Source organism: Microcystis sp. M169S2, assembly GCF_020245865.1.
Lineage (GTDB): Bacteria > Cyanobacteriota > Cyanobacteriia > Cyanobacteriales > Microcystaceae > Microcystis > Microcystis ichthyoblabe_A.
In genome coordinates this window covers 1-24,032 of sequence record NZ_JADBUB010000250.1, presented here as the reverse complement: position 1 = coordinate 24,032, position 24,032 = coordinate 1, and the positions used below count along the sequence as shown (strand labels likewise).

Below are 24,032 nucleotides of genomic sequence, written 5' to 3'. Positions count from 1 at the left end.
TCAAAATGATTGGGAATGCCTTCAGTCATGGACAGTGTTGCTCCTTTAAGAGCCAGTTTTAGATTGTCGATAATATCATCGGGTAATTTTGAGAGATTGGCAAGGGTTCTTTTTTTGACTTGATCTCCTTCTCGATAGGAATCAGGTCGAAGAACAGCGGGGGGGGAATTACGGTAGAGAATTCTTGTCCATTAAGAAATTTTACAAATTACATGGGTACATTAAGAAAAGTTAAGGGGTATATCCATTGATGGATAAGGGTTTCGGCTATTATGGTATATATGTATGGGTGAAGTTCAGGTATATCAGGACAGGCAATAGGCAATAGGGGCAATAGATAATCAGTCTTTAATAACCGGATTTAGTATTAATCACTCAAATAAATACAAACACAAATTTTTGTTTTGCAGACATAAATAATATAACACCCACAAGATTTGACTATTACTTTGGCTGGATTATGGCAAACCCTAGATATACAGGATATATTTTCTGGAAAAAATCCCCCTCTTTGGGGAGAAGGGGAAAAGCCAACCTAAGATTAACCCTGCACCATCACAGCGGCAGCCGCAGCCACACCGGCGCCGGGGGTGACACCTTCGACACCTAACTCGATTAAAGTCGCTTCAATGGCAGCGATAACCGTGAGGATATCCCTCTCACTGGCAAAACCTAAATGACCGATACGGAAGATTTTACCCTTGAGGTGATCCTGACCACCAGCCACAGCGATGTCGAACTTTTTATTGAGAGTCGAGCGAATTTTTTCCGCATCCGCCAGAGTGGGGGCTACCGCAGTAATCGCCGTGGAAGCCCAGGAATCCGCCGCGTAGAGGGGCAAATTCAGGGCGCGCATACCGGCCCGCGTCATCTTCGTTAAGCGTTGGTGACGGGCGAAAATTGCCGCTAATCCCTCTCTTCTCATCATTTGCAGAGAAGCTTGTAAACCGTACATCAGGTTAACTGGAGGGGTAAAGGGGGAACTATCCTCATCGGTGGCTTTTTTGTATTTGCCCAAATCTAGATAAAAACGGGGCAGTTTGGCGGTTTCGTAGGCTTTCCACGCTTTTTTGCTTACGGAAACAAAACCTAAACCGGGAGGAATCATATAACCTTTCTGGGAACCAGAACCGACCACATCTAAACCCCATTCGTCGATGGGAATATGATAAGCTCCTAAACTGGTGACAGCATCGACGATAATTAAAGCTTCCCCGTGGTCTTTTACCGCTTTGTTAATGCTTTCCAAGTCATTGAGAACCCCGGTGGAAGTTTCCGAATGGGTGATAATTACCGCTTTGATGGCTTTTTCCTTGTCTTCGGTCAGTTTAGCGGTAAATGCTTCTGGATCTAGGGGTTTACCCCATTCTGCCTTAACTACATCCACATTTAAGCCGTATGCTTTCGCCACTTTCCCCCAACGTTCCCCAAATTTACCATTATCCCCCACCAAAACTCGATCGCCGGGGCTGAGAAAATTAATAATTCCCGCTTCCATGACACCGGTTCCCGAAGCGGTTAACATTAAAACATCGCCACTGGTTTGATGCAACCATTTAAGATTTTCGGTTAATTCGGCGATTACCTTGCTAAAAGCACCCGTCCGATGACCTATCGGTGCTTTAGCCATAGCCAATAATACCGCTTCCGGCACTGGTGTGGGGCCGGGAATCATCAACATATTTTTATTTTCCATGGTTCGTCCTCTCTCGTTGGGCCATATTTAACAAAGATAAAAAACCAAATCTCGATCGCATCAATTCTGAGGGGTTGATTTAAGATTTGGCAAACTCTGATTATATCCCGGCAGATAGCCTTGTCAGTTATCAGTGATCAGTTAGCAGTTATCAGTTATCAGATGTGAGTTTTCAGTTCACTGATTACTGTTTACTGTTTACTGATCACTGAACTTGCTATGGTTCGATAGGGTGGCATAAATCGACTAAATCTTTATCTGGCAAGAGTTCCATTGATTAGTTTCTTCTAGAGCGAAAACAATTGACAAAAATCGCCAAATGTCTTTCTCTATAAGGGTTTCATCCCTTATAGCCCCGTCCATTGCATAGCACAAACCGAAGAACCATAACTGATGACTGAAAAACCCCTAACCGAGATTTTCAAAGATTTTTTGGATACCGAGGGCAGGATCGGGCAGTTTTACCAAAGATTCGCCGATTAGAACCGCATTTGCTCCCGCTTGCTTCACTTTCGCCAGATCTGTTGCTGTGTGTAATCCCGATTCGCTGACGATCAGAATACCTTTTTCTCGCACTTTTTCGCCCCTGGCTTCTAGTAATTGGCGAGTATTGTCTAAATCGACTTTAAATGTCTCTAAATTGCGGTTATTAATGCCGATTAGTTCGATTCCCTCAATGGCTAACACTCGATCGAATTCGGCCAGACTATGCACCTCTACCAAAGCTGTCATCCCTAAACCCTTGACAATTTTGACAAAATATGCTAGGTCTTGATCGCTTAAAATAGCGGCAATTAAAAGGACAGCATCGGCTCCTTTAGAGCGAGCGTAGTAGATTTGATAGGGATAAAGGATAAATTCTTTGCATAATAGGGGTAAAGATACCGCTTGCCGGACGAGGCTAAGATTTTCGTAACTACCTTGAAAAAACTTACTATCGGTTAAAACCGATAAACAAGTGGCTCCTCCCTGTTCATAGGTACGGGCGATCGCTACAGGATCAAAATCTTCGCGGATGACTCCCTTGCTAGGGGAAGCTTTTTTGACTTCGGCAATCAAAGCGGGTTGGGTTTTACCCTGTTTTAAGGCGGCTAAAAAGTCGCAAGGTGGCGCAGTATTAGCTATTTTTTGGCGTAATTCTAATAAAGGCAACTTTTCGCGCAATTTATCGACTTCTATCTCTTTATGCCAAACGATTTCTTCTAAAATATTTTGCGGTTGTGCCTCTGGCACTTTCACCACATAACTTAAACTCTCAACTTTAACGGCAGGATTGGGGTGTTTTCTTCGGATCTGCATTTTTTCACTGTCCAGAGCGTGAACAGTGATTAGTTTAACAGTGATTAGTTATCGGGAATTGAAATAGAGACGGGGAAAACCACGTCTCTACAGATATTTAACTCTACTTCTGTGGATATTCCCAGTCTTCACCGAAAGGCTATTGCATAGCTTCGATCGAACGTTCTAAAATTTGATCTTGACGTTTTTCGTCTTCTTGACGATTTTCAGTTAACAAAACCCGCGCTTTTGCAGTTCCTGCCTCCCCTTCCCCTAAAAGCTCCTCTGTACGAGTTAAGACATTCTCTTCGAGCATTCCTTCTGCTTGTCGTTCTTGGGTTAGATTAAGACGTGCTTTTTCTTCAATATTCATAAATTTATCCCTGCCACAGGTGCGATCGACTTCTACCTTTAGTCTGACACAAATTTAGTATTCCGTATCATTAACTACAGAAAAATTTAGAATCTTACTGGCGAAACTGAGATTTAGGTATTTGTTCTCATTCCTTAAATGGACAGGGATCGATCGACCTCAAGCTATACAATAAAACCTATGGAACAATTCCCCAGCTTAATCAAGCTTGTATATCAGGCGAATAATGATCGATTGCCTAAACCAAGAGATTTCTTGACAGTATCCGATTATATCGTAATATCCTATTTGCACAACTTATGACCAAAGGTAATTTAAACGATCTCATCCGTACAGAAGCTAATAAAGAGGTAGAATCCCAAACCTCTCCTTCTCCCAAACGTCCGAAGGAAACTAACGCCACCCTACAGGCAAAAATTAACGACTTGACAACAGAGTTAGAAAAAACCGAGAAAAATCAGCAAACTCTCCAAGAAAAAGTTATTTCTCTGGAAAAAGAACTTAAAGAACAGCTGGAACTCTCTGTCAGGTTACAGCAGTTACAACAACAGACCGAGCAGTTAGAATCTGTCCTCTCGGAAAAAACTACTTTGGTGGCAAAATTATCGAGTCAATTAAGTAAGACAGAAACAGAACTAACCGAGAAAAAACAGTTAATTGAAAAATTATCGAGTCAATTAAGTAAAACAGAAACAGAACTGACTGAGAAAAAACAGTTAATTGAAAAACTATATAATCAAATTAAGACCCTAGAAAATAGTCCCACCCCCACGCATGAATCGTCGTCAATTACCAAACCTGCGCCGAAGAAACCCAGTCTTTATAACTTTGAAATGGCCACTTTAGCCCGTTATATTGCCCCCACTCCTACCCCCACAGAGTTAACGGATTCCGATATCGGTTGGTTCGATTAATTATGGCTAGTAAAAATCAAGAACAACAACATCCACAGGAAAGACTCGATCGCCCGATTGTTGATCAGCTGCTGCAATCAGAACCCAATGATTTAAACTTAGCTGAATGCGCTCGTTTACGCATACGTTATCAAAACTTTCCGGGAGCAAGAGAAATCCAAAGAGATTTAGATTTAATTCTAGAAAAATGGCAGTTAGATGAAGCTAGTTTATGGGCAAAAACTCTACAACTGCACAGTCACGGACAAGTGTATCAAATTCGCCAAAGCGAGGAGCAACAGGATTGGAGTTAAATTAAGCTATAGGGTTGAAAAAAACACTTCTTCCCTTTCACCTTATCTCAGAAAATAATATTATTGTAGGGGCGAATTGCATTCGCCCTCTTTTAATAACTTCTGCTGCTCGCCTATACGTGAGAGAACGTCACAAATAGGAGATGCACCAAAAATAAAACCTATAATTTGATTTTATCTAATAATCTCTGCAACGGATTTTTGGGTTTGCTTGCTGGCGGATCTGCGGGGGGATTAGGATCATCTAGATAACGATAATATTTCCAGATATCCCAGTAAGGACATCCCGGTTCGATGCGAATTCCTGCCCAATGTAAATATTTTAAGGGCTGATTTAATCTCGGATCGATTAAGATATTCCCCTGACGTTGAAAATGAGAACTTCCCCCCCAATTTCCCGCTTGACAACCCGGAGCGCGGACAATATTAAATCGATTGGGAACTCGTTTGAGAATGGTATAATTAATAATCGGTTGATCGGAGGTTTTTTGAGAAAAATCAAAATATTCTGGATGAGCGGCACATTCTTGAAAAGCACCATATAATTCCTGTTCTGAGAATAGATTCTTTTTACTAGCCCAAAAACCACCGTTAAACATCCCTGTTAGATCATTTTCTGTGAAAATTCCTTGTTCTAAAACAATCGGATTAAAGACATCAGTAATACCTTTTTTGTGTTGGTAATCACAGCAGAGAAAATCGTAGGTATCGAGGAAATTTAGATTATCTATTATTTTTTCAAAAACCACGATATCGGTATCGATATAAAGAAATTGATCTAGTTCTCCAAACCAACACACCTGCTTGCGAAATTGATTGGGACGAGCAAAGAATTTTTCTCCAAAAATATCATAGATTTTCTGTGCCAATTCTTCCACTAATTGCAGATCTGGATAGAGAATAACGCCATATTTTTCGGACAATAAATCGGCAATTTTTTGATAATTATTGTCGTAGGGAATCAAGATGACGGGAGAATCGGGATCGTACAAACGAATACTATTCATTAATGCGATCGCCTGCTCGATAACTCGATCATTAGCGGTAATGTAAATCCCTCGCTTCATAAATATCCTGGGGGTAAGAGTTAGAAATAATTATATAGCAGTTATCTTAATGGTGAAGTAGAAAGTTTTCCTTTTGGGGAGTCGGCCATCAGCTTTTTTCTCCCGATATCCCTGTTCACTGATAACTGATCACTGATCACTGATAACTGAATAGCCGATCGATCTTTCTCTGTCAACTCTTAAAGTTGATGAGTTTGATTTTTGAATTGGCGAATAATTAAGGAAAGATCACTGCTACTTAAACAGTTTTTTCTTAAGTTTAGCCAGAGAACTCTGTATCCATAATTTTTTAAGCCGCAGGGGTTCTAAACCTTCTATATCAGCCGGATAGCGTTTTTTAATATCAAAGAAATCATTAATTTCTCTTAAAATTGTTTCAAAACGTGGTAGTAATTTTTCGGGATGATAATCATCGAGAAAATTAGCTTGTAAAGAATTAACGGGAAAATTACGGACATAATTAAGAATACGTTCTAGATCATATTGACTGGAATAAGTCCCGATTTTTTGACAATTGAAACCGGGATCGAGATAATCGGCTAAGGCGCTATTAACGCTAGAAAATACCGTACAACCACAGGCTAAAGCTTCCAGGGGCGGTAAGCCAAAACCCTCCGTTAAACCGTTTACAGCCCAATATTCAGCCGAATCGTAGAGATAAACCCGACTGCGATTGAATAATCCCACTAAATCCTCCACATAGCTATCTAAAACCTTAACGCGGCAGTGGGGACGGAGGGCGGGAACTAGACGATTGAGAAGATACTTTGAGGATTTGCGCCCCTGTACTAGGACATCGATATCTCTTTCTAAACCTAAATTGAGAAATTCTGAGCCAATTTGATTAGGAAGATAGTAAATCAAAGCATTAGGAGCCTTTTCTCCCCAATACCCCATAGTATTACGGCTAACGGTGATAATTGGTATTTGGGAGGGTAAACGGAAGCCGTAACCTGTACTATGGGCATGATAAATGATATTATGCGATCGCAATCTTTGCACCAATTTAGGAATATCAAAACCCCAGCTAACCACAAAAATACTGTCATCCGAGCTTATTTTAGCGAGTATATCCTCTAAAAAAGGATAATTTAACTCTTTTTGACGATAAGTCACAATCTGGGCAGTACAAATTTGACTAGCCAAATTGACGGTTTTCATTTCTGCCCACAGTCCACCCCCACCAAAGGGAGAAGTAGTACCGGGCAAGAGAAAATAGAGGTTTCTCATCGGGATAATAGAAGTTTTGGTTAAGCGGTAGTTTGGAGACTTGGCTATTCTATACTTAATTATTAGGGTGTGAGGTATCTAAAGGCAATAGTCGATCAACCATAGATATTATTAAATTATGTTTGCCACTGATAAATACTTAGAATTATTAAAGCGATATCCTCCTCGTCCTATTGACAATGAGGAAGACTTAGAAATGATGCAGCAGGTTATTAATCGCCTTTTAGACAAACCCCAATTAACGGTAGAAGAAAGGGAATATCTAAATGTTTTAGGGTCTTTAATTTATGAGTATGAGGAAAATCAAGAGCCAATACCTGATATTTATGGAATTGAATTGTTGAAATTCATATTAGAGGAAAGAAACCTACAAAAGCAAGATTTGCTATCTATTTTTGAAAGCAAGTCAACCCTGGATGATATTTTTGATGGCCTACAAGAGTTAACTCCTATCTACATTCAAAAATTAGCCAATTTTTTAAATATATCTCCTGATTTATTTCTTCCTAGTTAGTCACAAAAAATGCGTTAGACAGTTAAGCTTATTTCCTGTCTTAACGCATAGGTTAACGGACTAAATCAAAGCCCGATAACGCCCCAAAGCCAGTAGAGGGAAATACTGCTGATAGAAATGATATTTGAGGTAAAAATGACAGGGAAAACCTGTACCGGTGAAGTAATCTTCATCCCATGTACCATTTTCTTTTTGGGTAACAAGAAGATAGTTAACACCCTTTTCAATCACTTCTCGCTGATAATTGCCGGTGACTTTCCCGACGGCTAATAAACCGATTAATGCCCAAGCAGTTTGGGAAGCGGTACTATTTCCCTGTCCTTTAAATTTAGGGTTATTGTAACTAAAACAGGTTTCACCCCAACCACCATCAACATTTTGACAACTGCTTAACCAATTGGCTCCTTTTTGCAATTGATGGCGATATTGATTCGGTTCCAGAAAAGCCAAAGCAGATAACGCTCCACTGGTTCCATAAATATAATTTACACCCCAACGACCAAACCAACTACCATCAGCTTCCTGTTCTTTTTCCAGATAATCCAAAGCTTTTTTAACTCGATTTTCCTCCATGTTAACATCACAAGTGCCTAACATTTCTAGAACTCTGGCAGTCACATCAGCCGTATTAGGATCGATCATTGCTTTTAGATCGGCATAGGGCAAAGAATTAAGCCAGTTTTGATCGTTATCGATGTCAAAAGCTCCCCAACCACCAGCTTTACACTGCATAGTAGCCATCCAATTAACTGCCCGTTTCATCACACCTTTTTTAATATTTTCATCGGGCATTTTAATTAACTCTAAAGCCATCACCACCACTGCCGAATCGTCTAAATCGGGATACCAGCGATTGTCAAATTCAAAAGCCCAACCGCCGGGGGTTCCGATTTTATTTTTAATCGCCCAATCGCCATAATCAAGAATTTGTTGATCGATTAACCATTGTCCCGCTTTAATCATAGCTGGATGAGCGGGATTTAGACCGGATTCAATTAGCGATCGAATTACCCAAGCCGTATCCCAAACCGGCGACACACAGGGCTGTACACAATAGGTATCATCCGTCTCAATGGCAAAATTATCCACCGCTTTTAAACCGCGGGCAACAATCGGATCGTCAACATCATAACCTAGGGCTTTTAAAGCTAATAGGGAATTTAACATCGCCGGGATAATTCCCCCCCAATCGCCTGTGTCTTCCTGTCGTTCAATTACCCATTTTTCCGCCGCTTTCAGACTTTCTTGACGGAAGGGAACCAAATTAGTTTTTTCTGCCCATTTAAACAGCCCATCTAACCAGAGGAAAACATCTGACCAATCGTTATTTTTTGGTAACTCATACTTGACATTATTCACCCCTTCTGTATAGAGTTCATCGAGATTAAAACCCATTTTATACACAGGTTTTTTGTCGAAAACAATTAATAAAGGAACCGTACTTCCCCGCGCCCAACTGGACATTTCATAGATAGTAAAAGGGAAATTTTCCGGCAGTAGCATAATCCAAGCGGGGATAGAGGGAACCCCCAGCCAATCGTAACAACCAATCAAAGCGAGGTGCATTTTGGTGAAAATGCGGGTTTTGCTGATGCCACCTTTAGCTAAGATAAATTCTCTAGCTTTTTCTAAAGCAGGATCATTAGCGGGAATTCCCAATAGTCGCAGCCCCATGTAGGCTTCCACAGTGGTGCTAAGATCGCCACCATCCCCATAAAATAACTCCCAAGCGCCGTTAGGACACTGTTGCTGACGCAGATAGGTGGCTGCTTTGTCTAGGGGGCGTTTTTTGTCAGTTTTCCAGATTTTGTGCAGTAAAATTGCTTCTGAGGTGATGGTGACATTAGATTCTAATTCTGCCCACCAGTAACCTTCAGAGTATTGGGTAGAAAGTAAATAATTTTGAGAAAGTTCGAGCGCTTTCGCTGTTTTAGCGGCTATTTCGGTGATTTTGTCCTGAATCTGCATTTTTTTCCGTTCGACAACCTCTAGGGACCACCAGTGCAAATAAGATAATCTTATTTACAAAGTTTTTAATAAGTAGGTAAAAGATAGGCTTTTGTTCCCAAAGAATCCAGTCAAGGAATTTGCTTTGGTTGCCAATTTCTTTTTTCTTTTGACTGATTACTGATAACTGATCAAGTACCCCCACCCCCCTGAAGACAAAAAGGGTACGAAACTCGCACCCCACCAGATTTATCTTCATTGAACTTACTTTTTCTTTTTGCCTTTAGCGGGCGGATTATCCTTCGCTGCCGGTTCCGGGGCTTTTTCCTCCACTTGCGGGGCGGCTGCTACGGGTTCCGGGGCTTTTTGTCCCATTTGGGCGGCTACTTCGGCGGCGAAATCCGTTTCTTCTTTCTCGATCCCTTCACCTAGTACAAAGCGTTGGAAACGACGCACCTGAATATTTTCTCCTAAAGCAGCGATCGCTTGTTTGAGCAATTCGTCAATACTGATGTTCTGATCGCGGATAAAGGGTTGATCGAGCAGAGAAAGTTCTTTCAAACGTTTTTCAATGCGGCCGGCCACGATTTTTTCTTTGATATTATCGGGTTTATTGGCTAAATCGTCCCGTCCCATCTCAATTTCTTTTTCTTTGGCAGAGATTTCGGCGGGAATATCGGCCACTTTCACATATTCGACGTTAGGACAAGCGGCAATCTGCATCGCCACGTCATTAACCAATTTTTTGAACTCCTCGCGACGGGCAACAAAATCGGTTTCACAGTTCACTTCTACTAAAACACCGATGCGGCTGCCGGTGTGGATGTAACTGCCGATCATCCCTTCTGCCGCTACCCGACTAGCTTTTTTCTCGGCGGAAGTAATCCCTTTTTGACGCAACCATTCGATCGCTTTAGTTATATCCCCCGCGTTTTCCGTCAGCGCCCTCTTACAATCCATCATGCCGGCGCCGGTCTTTTCCCTAAGTTCTTTAACCTGTTGTGCTGTAATTTCTGCCATAAAATTCTTCACCTACTGCTTATAGTTGATCATGCCACGAGAGGGGCAGGTTTGACCGCTCGATAGGCTCGGAAAGTTTCCCCCCGAACCTAGCTGCGATCAATAGCTAATTTTCCCTAGTTATCGTCGTCTCCACTGGCAAATTCGGCGGCGTATTGGGAATAATCACCTTCTTCCTCGTACTCGGTTTCATTATCGTAGTCTTCCTCGTATTCTTCCACCGCTGCTTGACCACCGCGACGACCTTCGATGATCGCATCGCTAATTTTGCCTAAAATCAGTTTGACTGAGCGAATAGCGTCATCGTTGGCGGGAATCGGCACATCTACCAAGTCAGGATCGCAGTTAGTATCCAAGAGGGAGATGATGGGAATGCCCAATTTTTGGCATTCTTGGATAGCGTTGTATTCCCGACGCTGATCCACTACGACGACTAAATCCGGCAGCCGGCGCATGGTTTTAATGCCACCGAGGTATTTTTCTAGTTTGCCCAATTCCCGACGCAGTACCGATGCTTCTTTTTTCGGTCGTTTATCGAGGGCGCCGCTATTTTCTAATTCTTCTAATTCTTTGAGTCTTTCTACCCGGCCGCGAATGGTTTCCCAGTTGGTTAACATTCCCCCTAACCAGCGTTGGTTAACGAAGTGGCTACCGCTGCGTAAAGCTTCCTGTTTAATGATTGCTGCCGCTTGCCGTTTCGTACCGATGAATAAAAAGCGTTTACCGCGATCGGCTTCTCCTCGGACAAATTCGTAAGCTTCTTCGATTAATTGGGCAGTTTGCACCAAATCAATGATATGAACCCCATTCCGGGCAGTGTAGATGTACTGAGACATTTTCGGGTTCCAACGGCGCGTTTGATGGCCAAAGTGAACCCCAGACTCTAGCAATTCTGCGAGAGAGACAACGGGCATATTTTTCTCCTTTTCGGGTTGATCCTCCATCTAGGGCTGGATTTCTAGATTTCTAGAAACACCCGATCGCCTAGATGTGCGATTTTTGACAACTTTTCTAGTCTAACACGAAAGGGCGCGATTGCCTACCCGTAAATATTGGGTACTGAGGGCTTGCTACTGCAATTCCTCAAGTTTTTTCAAAACGGCTTCTGCATGGGCTTTTACCTTGACATTTGACCAAATATAGGCAATATTTCCCTGGGGGTCGATCAGGAAAGTGGAGCGTTTAATCCCCATATATTCCTTACCCATAAATTTTTTTAATCCCCAGACTTGATAAATTTCCGCCAGTTGATGCTCGGGATCGCTCAATAATTGAATAGTTAAATTGTGTTTTTCAATAAAACGACAGTGGGACTTGGCTGAATCGGGACTAACTCCTATAATTACTGCGTTTAATTGCTGAAATTGCGGTGACAAAGCGGTAAAATCGATCGCTTCTGTGCTGCAGCCCGGGGTGTTATCTTTGGGATAAAAATATAAGACCAACCATTGACCGGCAAAATCTGCTAATTTGCTAATTTCGCCCCCTTGGTTGGGGGTGGCAAATTCGGGGGCTTTTTGTCCAACTTCTAGGGTCATTTTTAGGAGTGTAAAGGCAACAGTAAGAAAGGAGCGAGGGAGAGGGAAAGCAAGAGCCAGACTTGATAGTTAAATCTGGGAAATTCTGGTTTTTCTGACTCGACTAAAGCATCGATTCTCTCTAATAAACGATTATTTAAAGAATGATCATTGAGAGCGACACAGCAACTATCGGAGAAACTTATTTCCGCTACTTGATTAACTTTTTCTGCTACTAAAAGCAGCGATTCAGCTAATAGTAAATAATCCACTTGTCCAGAAGCGTACTTATCGGCGCGTAATTCCCGCAAGAAGACCAATTCTGACCATAAATTCTCGCTATTGGGCAGCCAAGAAGACATCGATCGCAACCAACCTAACCAGAAAAACCAGAAAGTGTCATGATATTCTTGGTGAGCTTGTTCGTGGGCTAAAACTGCTTGTAAATGTTCTTGATCCAAGAGATTTAATAATCCTTGCGTCACAATTAATTCCGACTTCCAAAAGCCAACTCTGGCACTGTAGGGAAAATCCACTGCTAAAACTCTCGCTTTCTGAGCGGTGATTTTTTTGAGGGGATAACTGCTAAAATCCCGATGGGTTTGCCAAGTTTGATAGGAGAGTTTTATCAGACAGAATATAGCAAAAACTAGCCAAATTATGGCACTAAAGTAACTAATTAAACTGGAGTTATAGCCTAGCATTTGCCCGCGATAGCCCATACAAACCACCGATATAACTGTCATTAACAGCAGCAAAGGAGGAAAGAGGAAGAAAAATAGCGTTGTCTGCCAACGACGCTGATAGCTAGGCAGAAACCAACGTAAACCAATGGCGATAGTTAATGCTAGTAATAACATTAAACTGTGCATTAGCGTTCTCTCCGTTGTTGACGCAGGGTATCTAAACGAGATGCGATCGCTTTTAATTGTTCGACACTAGCAGTATCGAGACTATCGGCAAAAGAAGCCACCACATCCGCATTACCAATAGCCAAAAAACGATGTAATTGTTCGTAGGCTTTAATTGCTTGTGCTTGTTCCTTAGAAACCATCGGTTTCCAGTAGAAAATCCGACCCTGTTTATAACAACTTAACCAGCCTTTATTAGTTAAACGACGCAGTACCGTAGTCACAGAAGTATAGGCCAGATCCCGTTCTGGATCCGCTAAAATGCGATCGTGGACATCCTTAACGCTGACGGTTTCCAATTCCCAGACAATATTAAGAATTTCCGCTTCTAGGGGGCCTAGGGATAACTGTTTTGGTTGATAGGTCGGCAATTGAGCCATAGTTACACAGAAATGAAGATTACTTTCTTGATCATAGCGGCGGATATCGATCGCCTGATAAAATAGCAACGATCCTTTATATTGTCTTTATGTCCACCGAAACTAATTTAACCACAACTACGGGTGCTGATGCCATTGATGTGGCGATCGCTAATGGCATTGATTTTGATGGTTCCCCGATTCCCCAGGCAAAATTGGAACTTTATCACCGGGTAATGGGTTTGGAAGCAGGACGACAAAGAAGCGGGGTTTCTAACACGATGAGATCGCGAATTGTCCGCATCGGGGCCAAACATATCCCCCAAGAGGAATTAAATCAGCTGTTGTTAGCCGCCGATTTTGCTCCCCTCAAGGAGAAAGAAATCGCTTTTTACTATCTCAAGTAGTCAAATTTTTGCTCGCCATTTTTCGCCTAGACTGCTTGCGGTTAACCGGATTGTTGGGGAAATTAGGCAGGGAGTCTAGTTTAATCTAATGCTCAAGGACACCTCGAATAAAAGATTTTGTTAACAAAGTGTTGGTCGAGGAAATATCCTTGATATACATTGATGAAGAGGGAATAATTTTCAACAACTAACAAGGCTCTCCGTCCCTCAAAATTCGATTTTTCGAGGTAGCCTAGACATAAGTAGTCGTGCAAAATAAATTTCCTAGTGAAGAAAGGCAAAAGGCAAAAGGCAAGAGGCAAGGGGGGGTTAGATATGTGTAATTAATTTTGCTTAGGTACTTAACGCCTTGGTTATTGCCTAAAATTAAACTTTTTTTGCCCATCAATTTAAAAACTTGCGTTTTTTTGATCATCTTAGCCTAGAGGACTGAGTAGTATGAGTTACAGCAAAGTTGATAGGTTAATTTTGTCCATCAGTGTAATCTGGGTTAAATCTCTCACTTTTTCCCGTTATCAATTACTCAAAGGGTAGCTCGATCAATTGGAATTATTGAGAAAATCTTCGGACTAATTGAGAATCAACCAAGCTTTCATCGGGGTTTTCGGCGGTGCAATGCTAAAGTAAATCTATTTTTCGAGGCACCCCCAAGAGATAACCACTGATTCCGAGCCAGTAATGATACACTAGGCATGATTTAACTACAAACCTCGATCGCAAAAGGAAATAAACATCGATGAAAGCCATGATTTTGGCGGCAGGCAAAGGAACTCGTGTCCGTCCGATTACCCATACGATTCCCAAACCCCTGATCCCGATTTTACAAAAGCCGGTGATGGAGTTTTTATTGGAACTGTTGCGACAGCATGGCTTTGATCAGATCATGGTGAATGTCAGCCATTTAGCCGAAGAAATTGAGAGTTATTTCCGCGATGGTCAGCGTTTTGGGGTGCATATCGGTTATTCTTTTGAAGGTAGAATCGAAGAGGGCGAGTTAATCGGTGATGCCCTGGGATCGGCGGGTGGTTTACGACGAATTCAAGATTTTAATCCCTTTTTTGACGATACTTTTGTGGTTCTCTGTGGTGATGCGCTGATTGATCTCGATCTAACCGCAGCCGTTAAATGGCATCGGGAAAAGGGAGCGATCGCTACTATTGTCACCAAAACCGTCCCCAGAGAGGAAGTATCCAGTTATGGGGTGGTAGTTAGCGACGAGGAGGGAAGGATTCTCAGTTTCCAAGAAAAACCCGCCATCGATGAAGCTTTAAGTACCTGCATTAACACGGGTATCTATATTTTTGAGCCAGAAATCATTGATTTTATTCCCCCTAATAGTAAATACGACATCGGGGGCGAGTTATTCCCCCAATTAGTCGCTAAAGGTGCGCCTTTCTACGCTTTAAACATGGATTTTGAATGGGTGGATATTGGTAAAGTCCCCGACTACTGGCAGGCAATTCGCGGGGTGTTATCCAGGAAAATTAAAAATGTTGCTATCCCCGGTATCGAAGTTAAACCGGGCATCTACACGGGCTTAAATGTGGGGGTAAACTGGGATCGAGTCGATATCACCGGACCTGTGTATATCGGGGCAATGACGCGCATTGAAGACGGGGCGAAAATTGTCGGTCCGAGTATGATTGGCCCAAATTGTTGGATTTGTGGCGGCGCGACAGTGGATAATAGCGTTATTTTTGAATATTCTCGCCTCGGTTCAGGGGCGCGTTTGGTGGATAAGTTGGTCTTTGGGCGCTACTGTGTTGATAAAACCGGCGCCGCGATCGATGTGGAAGCGGCAGCCTTGGATTGGTTGATTACCGATACCCGCAAGGTTCTCCCAGAGTTTGATCATCCTAAACATCAGGCAATTCGTTCTTTATTCAATGGCAAGTAGGCAACACCGCAACGGGGAACTTTTTACTTGATAAGTACCTAAGCAAAATTAATTACACATATCTAACCACTCCTTGCATGAGTGCCTTTTGCCTTTTGCCTTTTGCCTATCCTAACCAAGACATTAATTTTGCACGACTACTTATCATGTTTGATTCTCCTGTTGATCTTCTCATTCTCTCTAATGGTCCCGGAGAAATATCTACATGGGTGCGTCCAGTTGTCAAGAGATTGCGACAAAACTTAACAGAAGATCGATCCCTGTTGCGGATTTCGGTGATTCTTTCCCCTTGTACCCATTCTATGGGGGCGGAAACGGAAGTAGTTAGGAAATATCCGGAGGTCGATCGAGTCCAGTCGCCAGAAAAATTCTTTAATTTTCTTTTCTGGGGAAAAACCGCCGATAATTGGGATTGGCACCCCAAGGGCATCGTTTTATTTTTAGGAGGCGATCAATTTTTTGCCCTCACCATCGGTAAACGTTTGGGTTATCGCACCGTCATCTATGCGGAATGGGAAGCGCGTTGGTATCGGGGGATCGATCGCTTTGCCGTGATGAATACAAGTGTATTAAATAATATTCCCCAACAATATCAGCATAAATTTACTGTTATCGGCGATTTAATGGTGGATTTGCCCACTGCTATCACCCCTGATGATGCTACCTTAATTGCACTCCTCCCGGGTTCCAAACCCTCGAAATTAGCTCAGGGTGTACCCCTAACCCTAGCCATTGCCGAAAAGATAAACGCGCAGGATCCCCGGACTAAATTCTTAATTCCCGTCGCTCCTACCCTAAATTTAGCTTATTTAGCGAAATTTGCCGATCCTAGCTATAATCCGATGATCACTAAAACTGGTTGGAGTGCTGCCCAATTAAAAAACGGTGAAAAACCCTATCTAGAAACAGCTAAGGGGGTAAAAGTTGACCTAATTACCGATTTTCCCGCCCATAACCAGCTTTCTCGCTGTCATTTAGCTTTAACGACGGTGGGTGCTAATACTGCCGAATTAGGGGCGCTGGCAATCCCGATGATTATTTTACTACCGACTCAGCAACTAGACGCGATGCGGACTTGGGACGGTTTACCCGGTTTATTAGCCCAACTGCCGGGGGTGGGTTCTTTATTTGCTAAGATAATTAATCTTTATATGTTGCGGAAAAAGCGTTTATATGCCTGGCCAAATATTTGGGCTGGTGCTGAAATTGTTCCGGAATTATTGGGGGAATTACAACCAGAGGAAGTGGCAAATATAGCTATATCCTGGCTAGAAAATCCCGAACAATTAGAGGCTATCCAGCAAAAATTGCGGGCAGTGCGCGGGCAAGCAGGAGCAGTGGATAAGTTAGTATCTATTATTGCCGAACAACTGTCTAGTTTCTAATCAATTAGATAATTAGGGTTTGCTGAATAAATCTAAAAACCTTGTTGGGTAAGACTTTTAGACTTTTTGTCAATCAAAAAGTACCAGGTATGGGAGTGATCAGGGGGAAAATTCCGGGACTTTTTCCCTAAAAATTAGGTAATTGGCCACCTCAAAACCGGTAAAACCCCACACCCCACACCCCACACCCTGCCCCCACCGAAAAACTTTTTCAGCAGACCCGAATTAAGCTTGTTGGTAGAGAGGATCAATTGCGATTAATTTATTAACAGTTTGATAGAATTCCTGCTGATAAAATTCCCGTTGATTGCTGTCGATAGCATTAATTAATTGTTCTTGACAGTAGCGACGATATTCCATTAAACTAATTTTTTCCAGAGCTATAATAGCATTTTTTATCTGTTCTTCTGGCTGAAATATTTCCTGACTGGTATGTTCATTTAAGTGAAATAAAGAATTAAAATCACGATTTTTGTCTGTAGTTATCATCAATAAATGATTCTGTAAAGCTGACATCAAATCTCTTGGTTTAGTAATTTGGTTTTCTAACTCTAGAATTACTTGCCATAACCAACGATAATCCGGGAGATTAAAAATTAAATCTTTTTCATCCAAAGATTCTAAAATTATTTCTCGATATTCAGGATAATGGAGATAGATTAATAATAATAACCATTCGGCTTTTTCTGTGCCATTTTTTTCGGATTTATCTAAGATGCTTTTCCTCTTGATTGCCAGAGATTTTCCTTGTGGACGGTGAGCTGGCCATTGAGCCTGTCGAAATGCGTCGAACCGAGGTTTATTAACCTGCTTTGAGAGATTTTTTAAAATATAAGGCAAACGAGTTGCATCTTTTTGAGCCAAAATTTCAGCACAATAATCTAGATAAAAAGTGCGTTGATTGCTATCGATTAACTTTTGCAGTAAACTCACCATACTATTGGCTACTTGTTGAAAATGTAGTCCCTGTTTTAAATCTTTGTTCACCAACATTTGCGAGATTTGCCAATCAATCCAAAAAGGAGATTTTTCGATTAATTCTCGATAACTATGGGCGGTGAGCTTGTCGAATCCGTGGTCCCCGTCAGTATGGGATTTAAGAAATTCATCGGCATCTTTACCCTCGGGAAGATTGAGGATTTTTAGGTTAACTTGTCCTGAATAAACTAGGGAGTTAATTTCCTCGATCGCCCGTTGTGTCGCTTTAATTCCCGCTTGATCAGCATCAAAATTAAAGATTATTTGTTTACTTTCACTGTAGCGCAAAAGTAGCTTAATTTGCTCTTGACTTAAAGCTGTTCCTAAACAGGCAACCACATTAGTGATACCAGCAGCATGGAGAGCGATTGCGTCAAAATAACCCTCCACAACTATCGCTAAATCTTGCTGAATAATTGCCTGTTTAGCTCGATCAAGAGCAAAGAGAGTTTTTCCCTTTTCAAATAGAGGAGTATCGGGAGAATTTAGATACTTTGGTTGTTCATTACCTAAACTACGACTACCAAAAGCGATCGCCCGTCCTTGACTATCAAAAATAGGAATCATTAAACGATCTCGAAATTGATCGTAATAACCACTACCATTTTGACGCGCTTTAATTAATCCTGCTTGTTCCACTAAAGCCACAGGATAGCGCTTTTGTTCCACTAAATAACGATAGAGCGTTTCCCAACCTTCTGGAGAATATCCCAGTTGAAAAGTTGCGATAGTTTCTGGGGTTAGTTGTCGTTGTACCTTGAGATAATCTAACGCTTTTTCCCCTTGGGGTTGACTAAGGGCGTGTTGATAAAAACTCACCGCCACGGCCATTATCTCGTATAATTGTTCTTTGAGGGATAATTGCTGTTCTAATTCCTGACGCTGTTCTACTGCTAGAGTTTTAATCGGGATTTGATACCTTCTAGCAAGATCGAAAACCACTTCACTAAAAGATTGTTTCCCCACCTCCATAAAGAATTTAATCCCGTTTCCCCCCGCACCACAGCCAAAACAGTAATACATTTGTTTGGCAGGACTAACCGTAAAACTAGGGGATTTTTCCTCGTGAAAGGGACATAAACCGACGTATTCCCTTCCCCTTTTTTTGAGGACGACTCTCTCCGAAATTAAATCCACAATATCAATTCTTTGTTTAACTTCTTCGATCGTATCTGGATGTAGTCTCGGTGTATCCATAATCAGTTATCAGTTATCAGTTATCAGTTATCAGGAGATTTGCTTTTATTTATTCTCCCCGTCTCCCCAATTCATCATTCATCATTCATCATTCCCACTCCCCTCTCCTTCTCCCCCATCTCCCCACTGCGATGGCGGCATTTTGTCCTCCGAAACCGAAACTAAGACAGAGACAATTGTGCAGGGAAAAATTAACAGCCGATCTAATTAAATTTAATTGAAAAGGCGACTCGCGCACACCGACACAGGGGGGAATTAGCTGATTTTTCAGAGCCATTAAACAAAAAGCCACACCTAATGCCCCCGAAGCCCCTAAAGTGTGTCCTGTTGCGCCTTTTGTCGAGCTTACAGCCACTTGCGAACCAAAAATGCTGGCGATCAGGTTTGCCTCCCGTTCATCGTTTAAACGCGTGCTAGTGCCGTGGGCGTGAATGTAATTAATTTCATCTTTTCTTAATTGACTTCTGTGCAAACATAGTTCTATGGCTTTGGTAGCGCTACGATTATCCACCGCCGGGGCGCTAACATGATCGGCATCGCAGGTAAAACCATAGCCCAAAATTTGCCCGTAGATGGCGGCATTTCTGCTTAAAGCCAGTTCTTCCGATTCAAGGACTAAAATCGCGCCACCTTCCCCCAAAACTAAGCCTTCCCTAGCTCTATCAAAAGGATAACAGCCCGTTTTCGCCAAAGCTCCCATCTGTTCAAATCCCACCAGAGTTAAAGGAGTGATCGGAGTTTCGATCGCCCCGGCTAAAACTCGATCGCATTCTCCCATAGTAATTAATTCTACACCCTGAGCGATCGACCAGATGCCCGTGGCACAGGCCGCCATCGGTGCTAAGACTGGGGCGCTGGTTTCTATCAATCTAGCGGTCAATACCGAGGCGCGATCGGGTAAACTATCTAACCAGTTTTCTACTATTCCCGTCGCTGCCATCCGTTCCCATAAACCCTGACAACCACGACTAGAACCGATAGTGACACCACAATCCTTTAAGGGAGGGGTTAACTTCGCGTCTTCAAGGGCAGCAATCAGGGCAATTTTGGTTAAATCCTCTAAAAATGCTGGTTTGTGACCGATTAAACCCAAGGGTAAAGCGGGTAAATCAGAAAATGGTTGTTGTCTAGTTATACCAGTTTTGCCCTCTAGTAATCTTTGCCAACTCTGACTTAAATTTCCCAGAGAACTGATCAACCCAATTCCCGTCACCACAACATTCATTGATCAGTTATCAGTTATCAGTTATCAGCTATCGGAATATTAAATGATTGGGTGGGTTAGGGGGAAAATTAAATTATCGTCCCGCGAACCCACCCTAACTGATCGCTATTTTTTCAGATTTTCTGCACCAGAAATAACTTTGGCCGAGTCAATTTTATCCCCTTGTTTGATCGTATCGATCACTTCCATTCCCTTAGTGACATAACCAAAAACGGCATAATCACCATCGAGGAAATTGATATCCGACAGAGCAAAATAAAACTGAGAAGAAGCGGAATTAGGCTGTTGAGAACGGGCCATCGCGATCGCACCGCGTTTATGGGGTAAAGCGACGATGGGAGTGCGGGCCGTGGCCTGTTGACCGATTGCTTTCCCATAAATCGGCTCTTTTTCGTCTTTGAGGAGAATTTCCAGGGGAACATAACGGGATTGCTTGGTTTCTGGATCGACAAAACCACCAGTTCCGCGACCTTGGGGATCACCACCTTGGGCGACAAAAGGCTGCGGTTCTGTAACCACGCGATGGAAAGTTAAACCATTATAAAAACCTCTCTCCACCAGATCCACAAAATTACCGGCAGTAACTGGGGCCGCATTGCCATCAATTTCGATCGTTACCGGTTTACCTTTGATGATCATCTCGACGACAGCAGTTCCATCTAAGCGGGGTTTGTAATTATCCATGTTGACACTGCCCGAACTGGCAGGTTGAGAGGTTTGGGTGATACTAGAATTATCGGGGGTGGAGTTAGCTTCTGGGGAAGAACAGCCGAAAAGTGTGGTCGTTGTGATTAAAAAAACACAAACCACAGACAGCCAGCCAGATTTTCTTATCTTCATCATTTTATAGCCAAAAAGAGCGAAAAAAGGCCTACAATCCCTCTAGAGGAATTTCCAGAAAACGAGCGAGTTCCGCTCCTTGATTTTCCAATTCCGAGAGGGACATCGGATCACCGACGCGAGTTAGAGGGATATCGCGACGCTGTTTAATCCGTAGGAATAGTTCCCGTTTCGGGTTGAGTCCTTCTCGCACTTCGGCCCGCACAGCTTGCGCATCTTCCAGGGGCCAATCGAGATCAATGCGACGATTTTTGCCAGGGTAGCCCCAACGAAAGATTTTAACTTTGCCGGTTTCCTTATTAAACTCGTTGTAACCACCTCCGACATTCCAGAGGAGAGATAACCAGAGATAGATGGCTAAAAGCGTCCCCGCAGTGCCATAAAAGAGGAGGGCGACCCCTTGGGGAATGAATTGTAAGGCACTGGTATCGCTAACGAGAAGTAGATTGACCTTAAAATAACTGGAAAGACCGGCGAGGAGAAACCCTAGACCGCCAATAGAGACGATTACAGCCCAAAAATAGTTACTAGGGCGACGCGCTCCCACTACTTCTTGCCGTAGGATCAGGCTATCTTTACTTGTTGTTTGCGCTTTCATGAATTCTTTTTAAGGTTGCCTAGAGTTATTTTACCAGCTTTTTTCTCGCCACTTCCCCAACCCCGTCCCGGGGATGCAGCCGTTGATTTTTCTGGGTGTACCCATGTTTATCATAATATTTACTTATAGGTGAGTGGGGGAAGTTTAGGGGAAAATTCCCTAATCGTAATTCTCCTCGGCAACAATCATGCGTTAGATTTATTCGGGGTTTCCTTAATTTATACCCAGTAACGGCACATTCAGATACAGCACGGGTTATGGTCTTTTGTCAAGGGGGAAGTCCAATAATTAAATCTCTACCTTTTAAAATACAAATGAACTATTAAAAGTAAATCCGTAGTCAATTACTCATAACTTCGGTGTCTGATTGTAACCTTTAAGGTATTTGTCCAAAGACCATATAAGTAGGTAGGTGTTAAAAATTATCAGATGCCCCCCTTATTAAGGGGGATCCCCCCGCCTATCGGCACCCCCCTTATCAAGGGGGGCAGGGGGGATCGAACCTAAAATCCATTTTTAATTTAATTATAACCAGCTACTTATAGACGCGGCGGCTTGGATTTTGATCACAAATTTTCTGCCAATCATGAATGATAGAAAGGTCTCCCAGTCCCCTACGTTGCATCGCTTGATCAGGAAACTCTTTTAACCATCCTTGCAGGTCTTCTTGCTTTAGAAAATTAATAGGGGTGAAGGGAGATTCTCCTTCAAGAGCTTGTGTTACCTGATTTACAAATTTTTCTGCACAAATACGTCGCTGATTGCCATCTACCTTTTTGGGCAATATGATTGCCAGTTTCCAGAATAGTCGCCATTGGCAAAAAAAGAGATTCTCTAGCTTCAATTTTCTCTTTTAACTCTTGAAATATTAACTCAGATTAACTCGCCTTTTTGGGGACATTAAGTATCTCTAAAAAGATCGAAGTATCGATCAGACAAATAGATCCCATCAGGCTACTTCTCCCTGTTTTAATTGCTCTAACCAACTTAGCGCATTTTGTTGACGTTGTTCTGCTGTGGACTTATCCTTTAAGAACTTATCTAATACTTGTTTAGTCATCAACTGACCAAGAGTTCCCTGCACAATTAATTCGGGGAAACGCTCTAAATCAGCTAATCGGACAATACGACTATCTCCTGCTTGTGGATCTCGGTAACAACAAAGTACATTTCCAATATCACTATCGGGTACTGCATCTAGTAACGCTGGGTTATGGGAGGTGATCAGTACCCTCAGTTTTCTTTCTAAGGCAATCTCCCGAATTTGCTTAACTAAATTATCTGCACGACTGGGATGAACACCATTATCGATCTCTTCAATAATTACGAAAGTTCCAGGATTTACACTTAGTAGAGTTGCAGCAATCGCTAAAACTCTCAGAGTACCATCAGACAACAAAGGAGCATCTATCTGATGTTCTTTGTTCCCAAAAGACTCTATTAGTCTCACCATAACATCGTTGCGGTCTGTAATGCTAAAGCGAATATCGGTAATATCCTGTTCTGGTAATGAACGAATGAAGTCAAGCAACTTGTTTTTTTGAGTCTCTCCCTGCTGACAAACTGCGTAAAGAACACTAGAAAGGTTAGAGCCATCTTCTTTAATATCATCATCTTTAGCGTAAGCATAATCCCGCATTACTGCTGGACGAGGATCAAGAAAGACGATATTCCTCAAGGTTTCTCGAATTACTTTAGTAACTGCTGGAATAATTTTTTGTGATTTAGTATGACTTTGCTGGAACCGACTGGGAGTTTCCAATTGATAAAAAATAGCTTGTCGGTTAGAGCAAGGTATGTGGGGCTTTTTACCACCTTTATTAAAATTGTTATACATCACCCTAATTTCATCGGTGTGCGGGTTAGGATCGCCATCAATTTTGTAAAGTGTTAATTCTTGATCTTTACTAGCTTTACTGACACTTTCTCCGATTATAATAAGTTGGTCTGATAATAGCCCAATTTCAATCTCGAAATCAGTCCAACCATCGGGAGCGTTATCAATGTGTGTTCCCAAGGTAAAATACTGTTTTTCTGCACCGAAAAGATCGATCGCTTGTCCACGAGCAATTGCATTCCCGCTTTGAATGTTGCGTTCAATGTCATCTAACCTGCTGCCTTTCGCTAACCACGAAAGTAAGCGAATTGCTTCTAGTGCATTACTTTTTCCTGACGCATTAGCACCGATTAAAAAGGTGATGGGTGCTAGAGACAAGGTTGCCTCCTGATAGCTTTTGAAATTCCGAAGAGTCAGCGATGTTAACATACTTTTCACCCATTAAATCTTGACTGGTGCAGTTTGAGCATTTGTACTAAAAGTTCCAATACCAGCGCAGCTTATAGACTCTAACAAGTACCGAAAACTAGCACCCATAACCTTGAAAAC

Annotated in this window: 23 protein-coding genes and 1 pseudogene; 6 read left to right on the top strand and 18 right to left on the bottom strand. The window is 42.2% G+C overall.

Annotation, left to right across the window (positions count from 1 at the left end):
* The 4 genes from IM485_RS22865 to IM485_RS21900 all read right to left on the bottom strand — a co-directional run.
* The coding region (locus IM485_RS22865; RefSeq protein ID WP_502882202.1) for an IS1634 family transposase N-terminal domain-related protein at nt 1–182 on the bottom strand (182 nt) is incomplete at its 3' end.
* A 359-nt stretch (nt 183–541) separates the two neighbouring features.
* Nucleotides 542–1,696 carry a pyridoxal-phosphate-dependent aminotransferase family protein gene (locus IM485_RS21910; protein ID WP_287745542.1) on the bottom strand — a complete coding sequence of 385 codons (1,155 nt, stop codon included), beginning with the start codon at nt 1,694–1,696 and terminating at the stop codon, nt 542–544.
* 408 nt (nt 1,697–2,104) lie between these two features.
* On the bottom strand, nt 2,105–2,995 hold the full coding sequence (gene trpC / locus IM485_RS21905; RefSeq protein WP_287745540.1) for an indole-3-glycerol phosphate synthase TrpC: 891 nt from the start codon (nt 2,993–2,995) through the stop codon (nt 2,105–2,107).
* 139 nt (nt 2,996–3,134) lie between these two features.
* Complete coding sequence (locus IM485_RS21900; RefSeq protein ID WP_104395440.1) at nt 3,135–3,347, bottom strand: hypothetical protein; 213 nt, start codon at nt 3,345–3,347, stop codon at nt 3,135–3,137.
* A gap of 299 nt (nt 3,348–3,646) precedes the next feature.
* On the opposite strand from IM485_RS21900, the gene IM485_RS21895 reads away from it, so the two are divergent.
* Both IM485_RS21895 and IM485_RS21890 read left to right on the top strand, forming a co-directional pair.
* The gene (locus tag IM485_RS21895) at nt 3,647–4,261 is read left to right on the top strand and encodes a coiled-coil domain-containing protein (protein ID WP_287745538.1); all 615 of its coding nucleotides are present in this window, start codon (nt 3,647–3,649) and stop codon (nt 4,259–4,261) included.
* Nucleotides 4,262–4,263: 2 nt separating this feature from the next.
* Nucleotides 4,264–4,554 carry a DUF3288 family protein gene (locus tag IM485_RS21890; protein ID WP_104395438.1) on the top strand — a complete coding sequence of 97 codons (291 nt, stop codon included), beginning with the start codon at nt 4,264–4,266 and terminating at the stop codon, nt 4,552–4,554.
* A 161-nt stretch (nt 4,555–4,715) separates the two neighbouring features.
* On the opposite strand, the gene IM485_RS21885 is transcribed toward IM485_RS21890, so the two are convergent.
* Complete coding sequence (locus tag IM485_RS21885) at nt 4,716–5,621, bottom strand: Npun_R2821/Npun_R2822 family protein (RefSeq protein ID WP_104395437.1); 906 nt, start codon at nt 5,619–5,621, stop codon at nt 4,716–4,718.
* Between the two features lie 234 nt (nt 5,622–5,855).
* Nucleotides 5,856–6,851 carry a glycosyltransferase gene (locus tag IM485_RS21880; RefSeq protein WP_287745537.1) on the bottom strand — a complete coding sequence of 332 codons (996 nt, stop codon included), beginning with the start codon at nt 6,849–6,851 and terminating at the stop codon, nt 5,856–5,858.
* A 118-nt stretch (nt 6,852–6,969) separates the two neighbouring features.
* Between IM485_RS21880 and IM485_RS21875 the strand changes: the two genes are divergently transcribed.
* Entirely contained in the window at nt 6,970–7,365 is a 396-nt protein-coding gene (locus tag IM485_RS21875) for a helix-turn-helix domain-containing protein (RefSeq protein WP_287745535.1), read from the top strand.
* A 60-nt stretch (nt 7,366–7,425) separates the two neighbouring features.
* On the opposite strand, the gene shc is transcribed toward IM485_RS21875, so the two are convergent.
* From shc to IM485_RS21845, 6 genes are all read right to left on the bottom strand, one after another.
* Nucleotides 7,426–9,333, bottom strand: a complete 1,908-nt coding sequence (shc, locus tag IM485_RS21870; protein WP_287745533.1) for a squalene--hopene cyclase — start codon at nt 9,331–9,333, stop codon at nt 7,426–7,428.
* A 243-nt stretch (nt 9,334–9,576) separates the two neighbouring features.
* The gene (gene tsf, locus IM485_RS21865) at nt 9,577–10,332 is read right to left on the bottom strand and encodes a translation elongation factor Ts (protein WP_002734629.1); all 756 of its coding nucleotides are present in this window, start codon (nt 10,330–10,332) and stop codon (nt 9,577–9,579) included.
* Between the two features lie 116 nt (nt 10,333–10,448).
* A complete protein-coding gene (rpsB, locus tag IM485_RS21860; RefSeq protein WP_004162676.1) occupies nt 10,449–11,246 on the bottom strand; it encodes a 30S ribosomal protein S2 in 798 nt (265 codons plus the stop codon).
* A gap of 156 nt (nt 11,247–11,402) precedes the next feature.
* Nucleotides 11,403–11,870, bottom strand: a complete 468-nt coding sequence (gene bcp, locus IM485_RS21855; RefSeq protein ID WP_104395432.1) for a thioredoxin-dependent thiol peroxidase — start codon at nt 11,868–11,870, stop codon at nt 11,403–11,405.
* Nucleotides 11,871–11,872: 2 nt separating this feature from the next.
* Nucleotides 11,873–12,721: a M56 family metallopeptidase gene (locus IM485_RS21850; protein WP_287745531.1), complete on the bottom strand. Its 849-nt coding sequence runs from the start codon at nt 12,719–12,721 to the stop codon at nt 11,873–11,875.
* On the bottom strand, nt 12,721–13,209 hold the full coding sequence (locus IM485_RS21845; RefSeq protein ID WP_002783352.1) for a BlaI/MecI/CopY family transcriptional regulator: 489 nt from the start codon (nt 13,207–13,209) through the stop codon (nt 12,721–12,723). Before IM485_RS21845 ends, IM485_RS21850 begins: the two co-directional genes overlap by 1 nt.
* 20 nt (nt 13,210–13,229) lie before the next feature.
* On the opposite strand from IM485_RS21845, the gene IM485_RS21840 reads away from it, so the two are divergent.
* The 3 genes from IM485_RS21840 (at nt 13,230) to IM485_RS21830 (ending at nt 16,808) form a co-directional block, all read left to right on the top strand.
* Nucleotides 13,230–13,526 (top strand): small RNA NsiR4-regulated ssr1528 family protein, encoded by a 297-nt coding sequence (locus IM485_RS21840; protein ID WP_002767845.1) that lies wholly within the window; start codon nt 13,230–13,232, stop codon nt 13,524–13,526.
* Nucleotides 13,527–14,262: 736 nt separating this feature from the next.
* Nucleotides 14,263–15,423: a nucleotidyltransferase family protein gene (locus IM485_RS21835; protein WP_104395428.1), complete on the top strand. Its 1,161-nt coding sequence runs from the start codon at nt 14,263–14,265 to the stop codon at nt 15,421–15,423.
* Nucleotides 15,424–15,569: 146 nt separating this feature from the next.
* Nucleotides 15,570–16,808, top strand: coding sequence for a glycosyltransferase family protein (locus IM485_RS21830; RefSeq protein WP_287745544.1), 1,239 nt, complete (start codon nt 15,570–15,572; stop codon nt 16,806–16,808).
* A 225-nt stretch (nt 16,809–17,033) separates the two neighbouring features.
* Here IM485_RS21830 and dnaG read toward each other — a convergent pair whose 3' ends face one another.
* The 6 genes and pseudogenes from dnaG to IM485_RS21800 form a co-directional block, all read right to left on the bottom strand.
* Nucleotides 17,034–18,983 carry a DNA primase gene (dnaG, locus tag IM485_RS21825; RefSeq protein WP_287745529.1) on the bottom strand — a complete coding sequence of 650 codons (1,950 nt, stop codon included), beginning with the start codon at nt 18,981–18,983 and terminating at the stop codon, nt 17,034–17,036.
* Between the two features lie 88 nt (nt 18,984–19,071).
* Complete coding sequence (locus tag IM485_RS21820; RefSeq protein ID WP_287745527.1) at nt 19,072–20,208, bottom strand: beta-ketoacyl-ACP synthase; 1,137 nt, start codon at nt 20,206–20,208, stop codon at nt 19,072–19,074.
* A gap of 105 nt (nt 20,209–20,313) precedes the next feature.
* Nucleotides 20,314–21,051: a peptidylprolyl isomerase gene (locus IM485_RS21815; protein ID WP_041804228.1), complete on the bottom strand. Its 738-nt coding sequence runs from the start codon at nt 21,049–21,051 to the stop codon at nt 20,314–20,316.
* Between the two features lie 28 nt (nt 21,052–21,079).
* Nucleotides 21,080–21,646, bottom strand: a complete 567-nt coding sequence (locus IM485_RS21810; protein WP_104395423.1) for a photosystem I assembly protein Ycf4 — start codon at nt 21,644–21,646, stop codon at nt 21,080–21,082.
* Nucleotides 21,647–22,181: 535 nt separating this feature from the next.
* Nucleotides 22,182–22,596 (bottom strand): annotated as a pseudogene (locus IM485_RS22860) (hypothetical protein).
* Nucleotides 22,596–23,912: an AAA family ATPase gene (locus IM485_RS21800; RefSeq protein ID WP_287745519.1), complete on the bottom strand. Its 1,317-nt coding sequence runs from the start codon at nt 23,910–23,912 to the stop codon at nt 22,596–22,598. The pseudogene IM485_RS22860 and the gene IM485_RS21800 overlap by 1 nt, the downstream one beginning before the upstream one ends.
* Between the last annotated feature and the right edge of the window lie 120 nt (nt 23,913–24,032).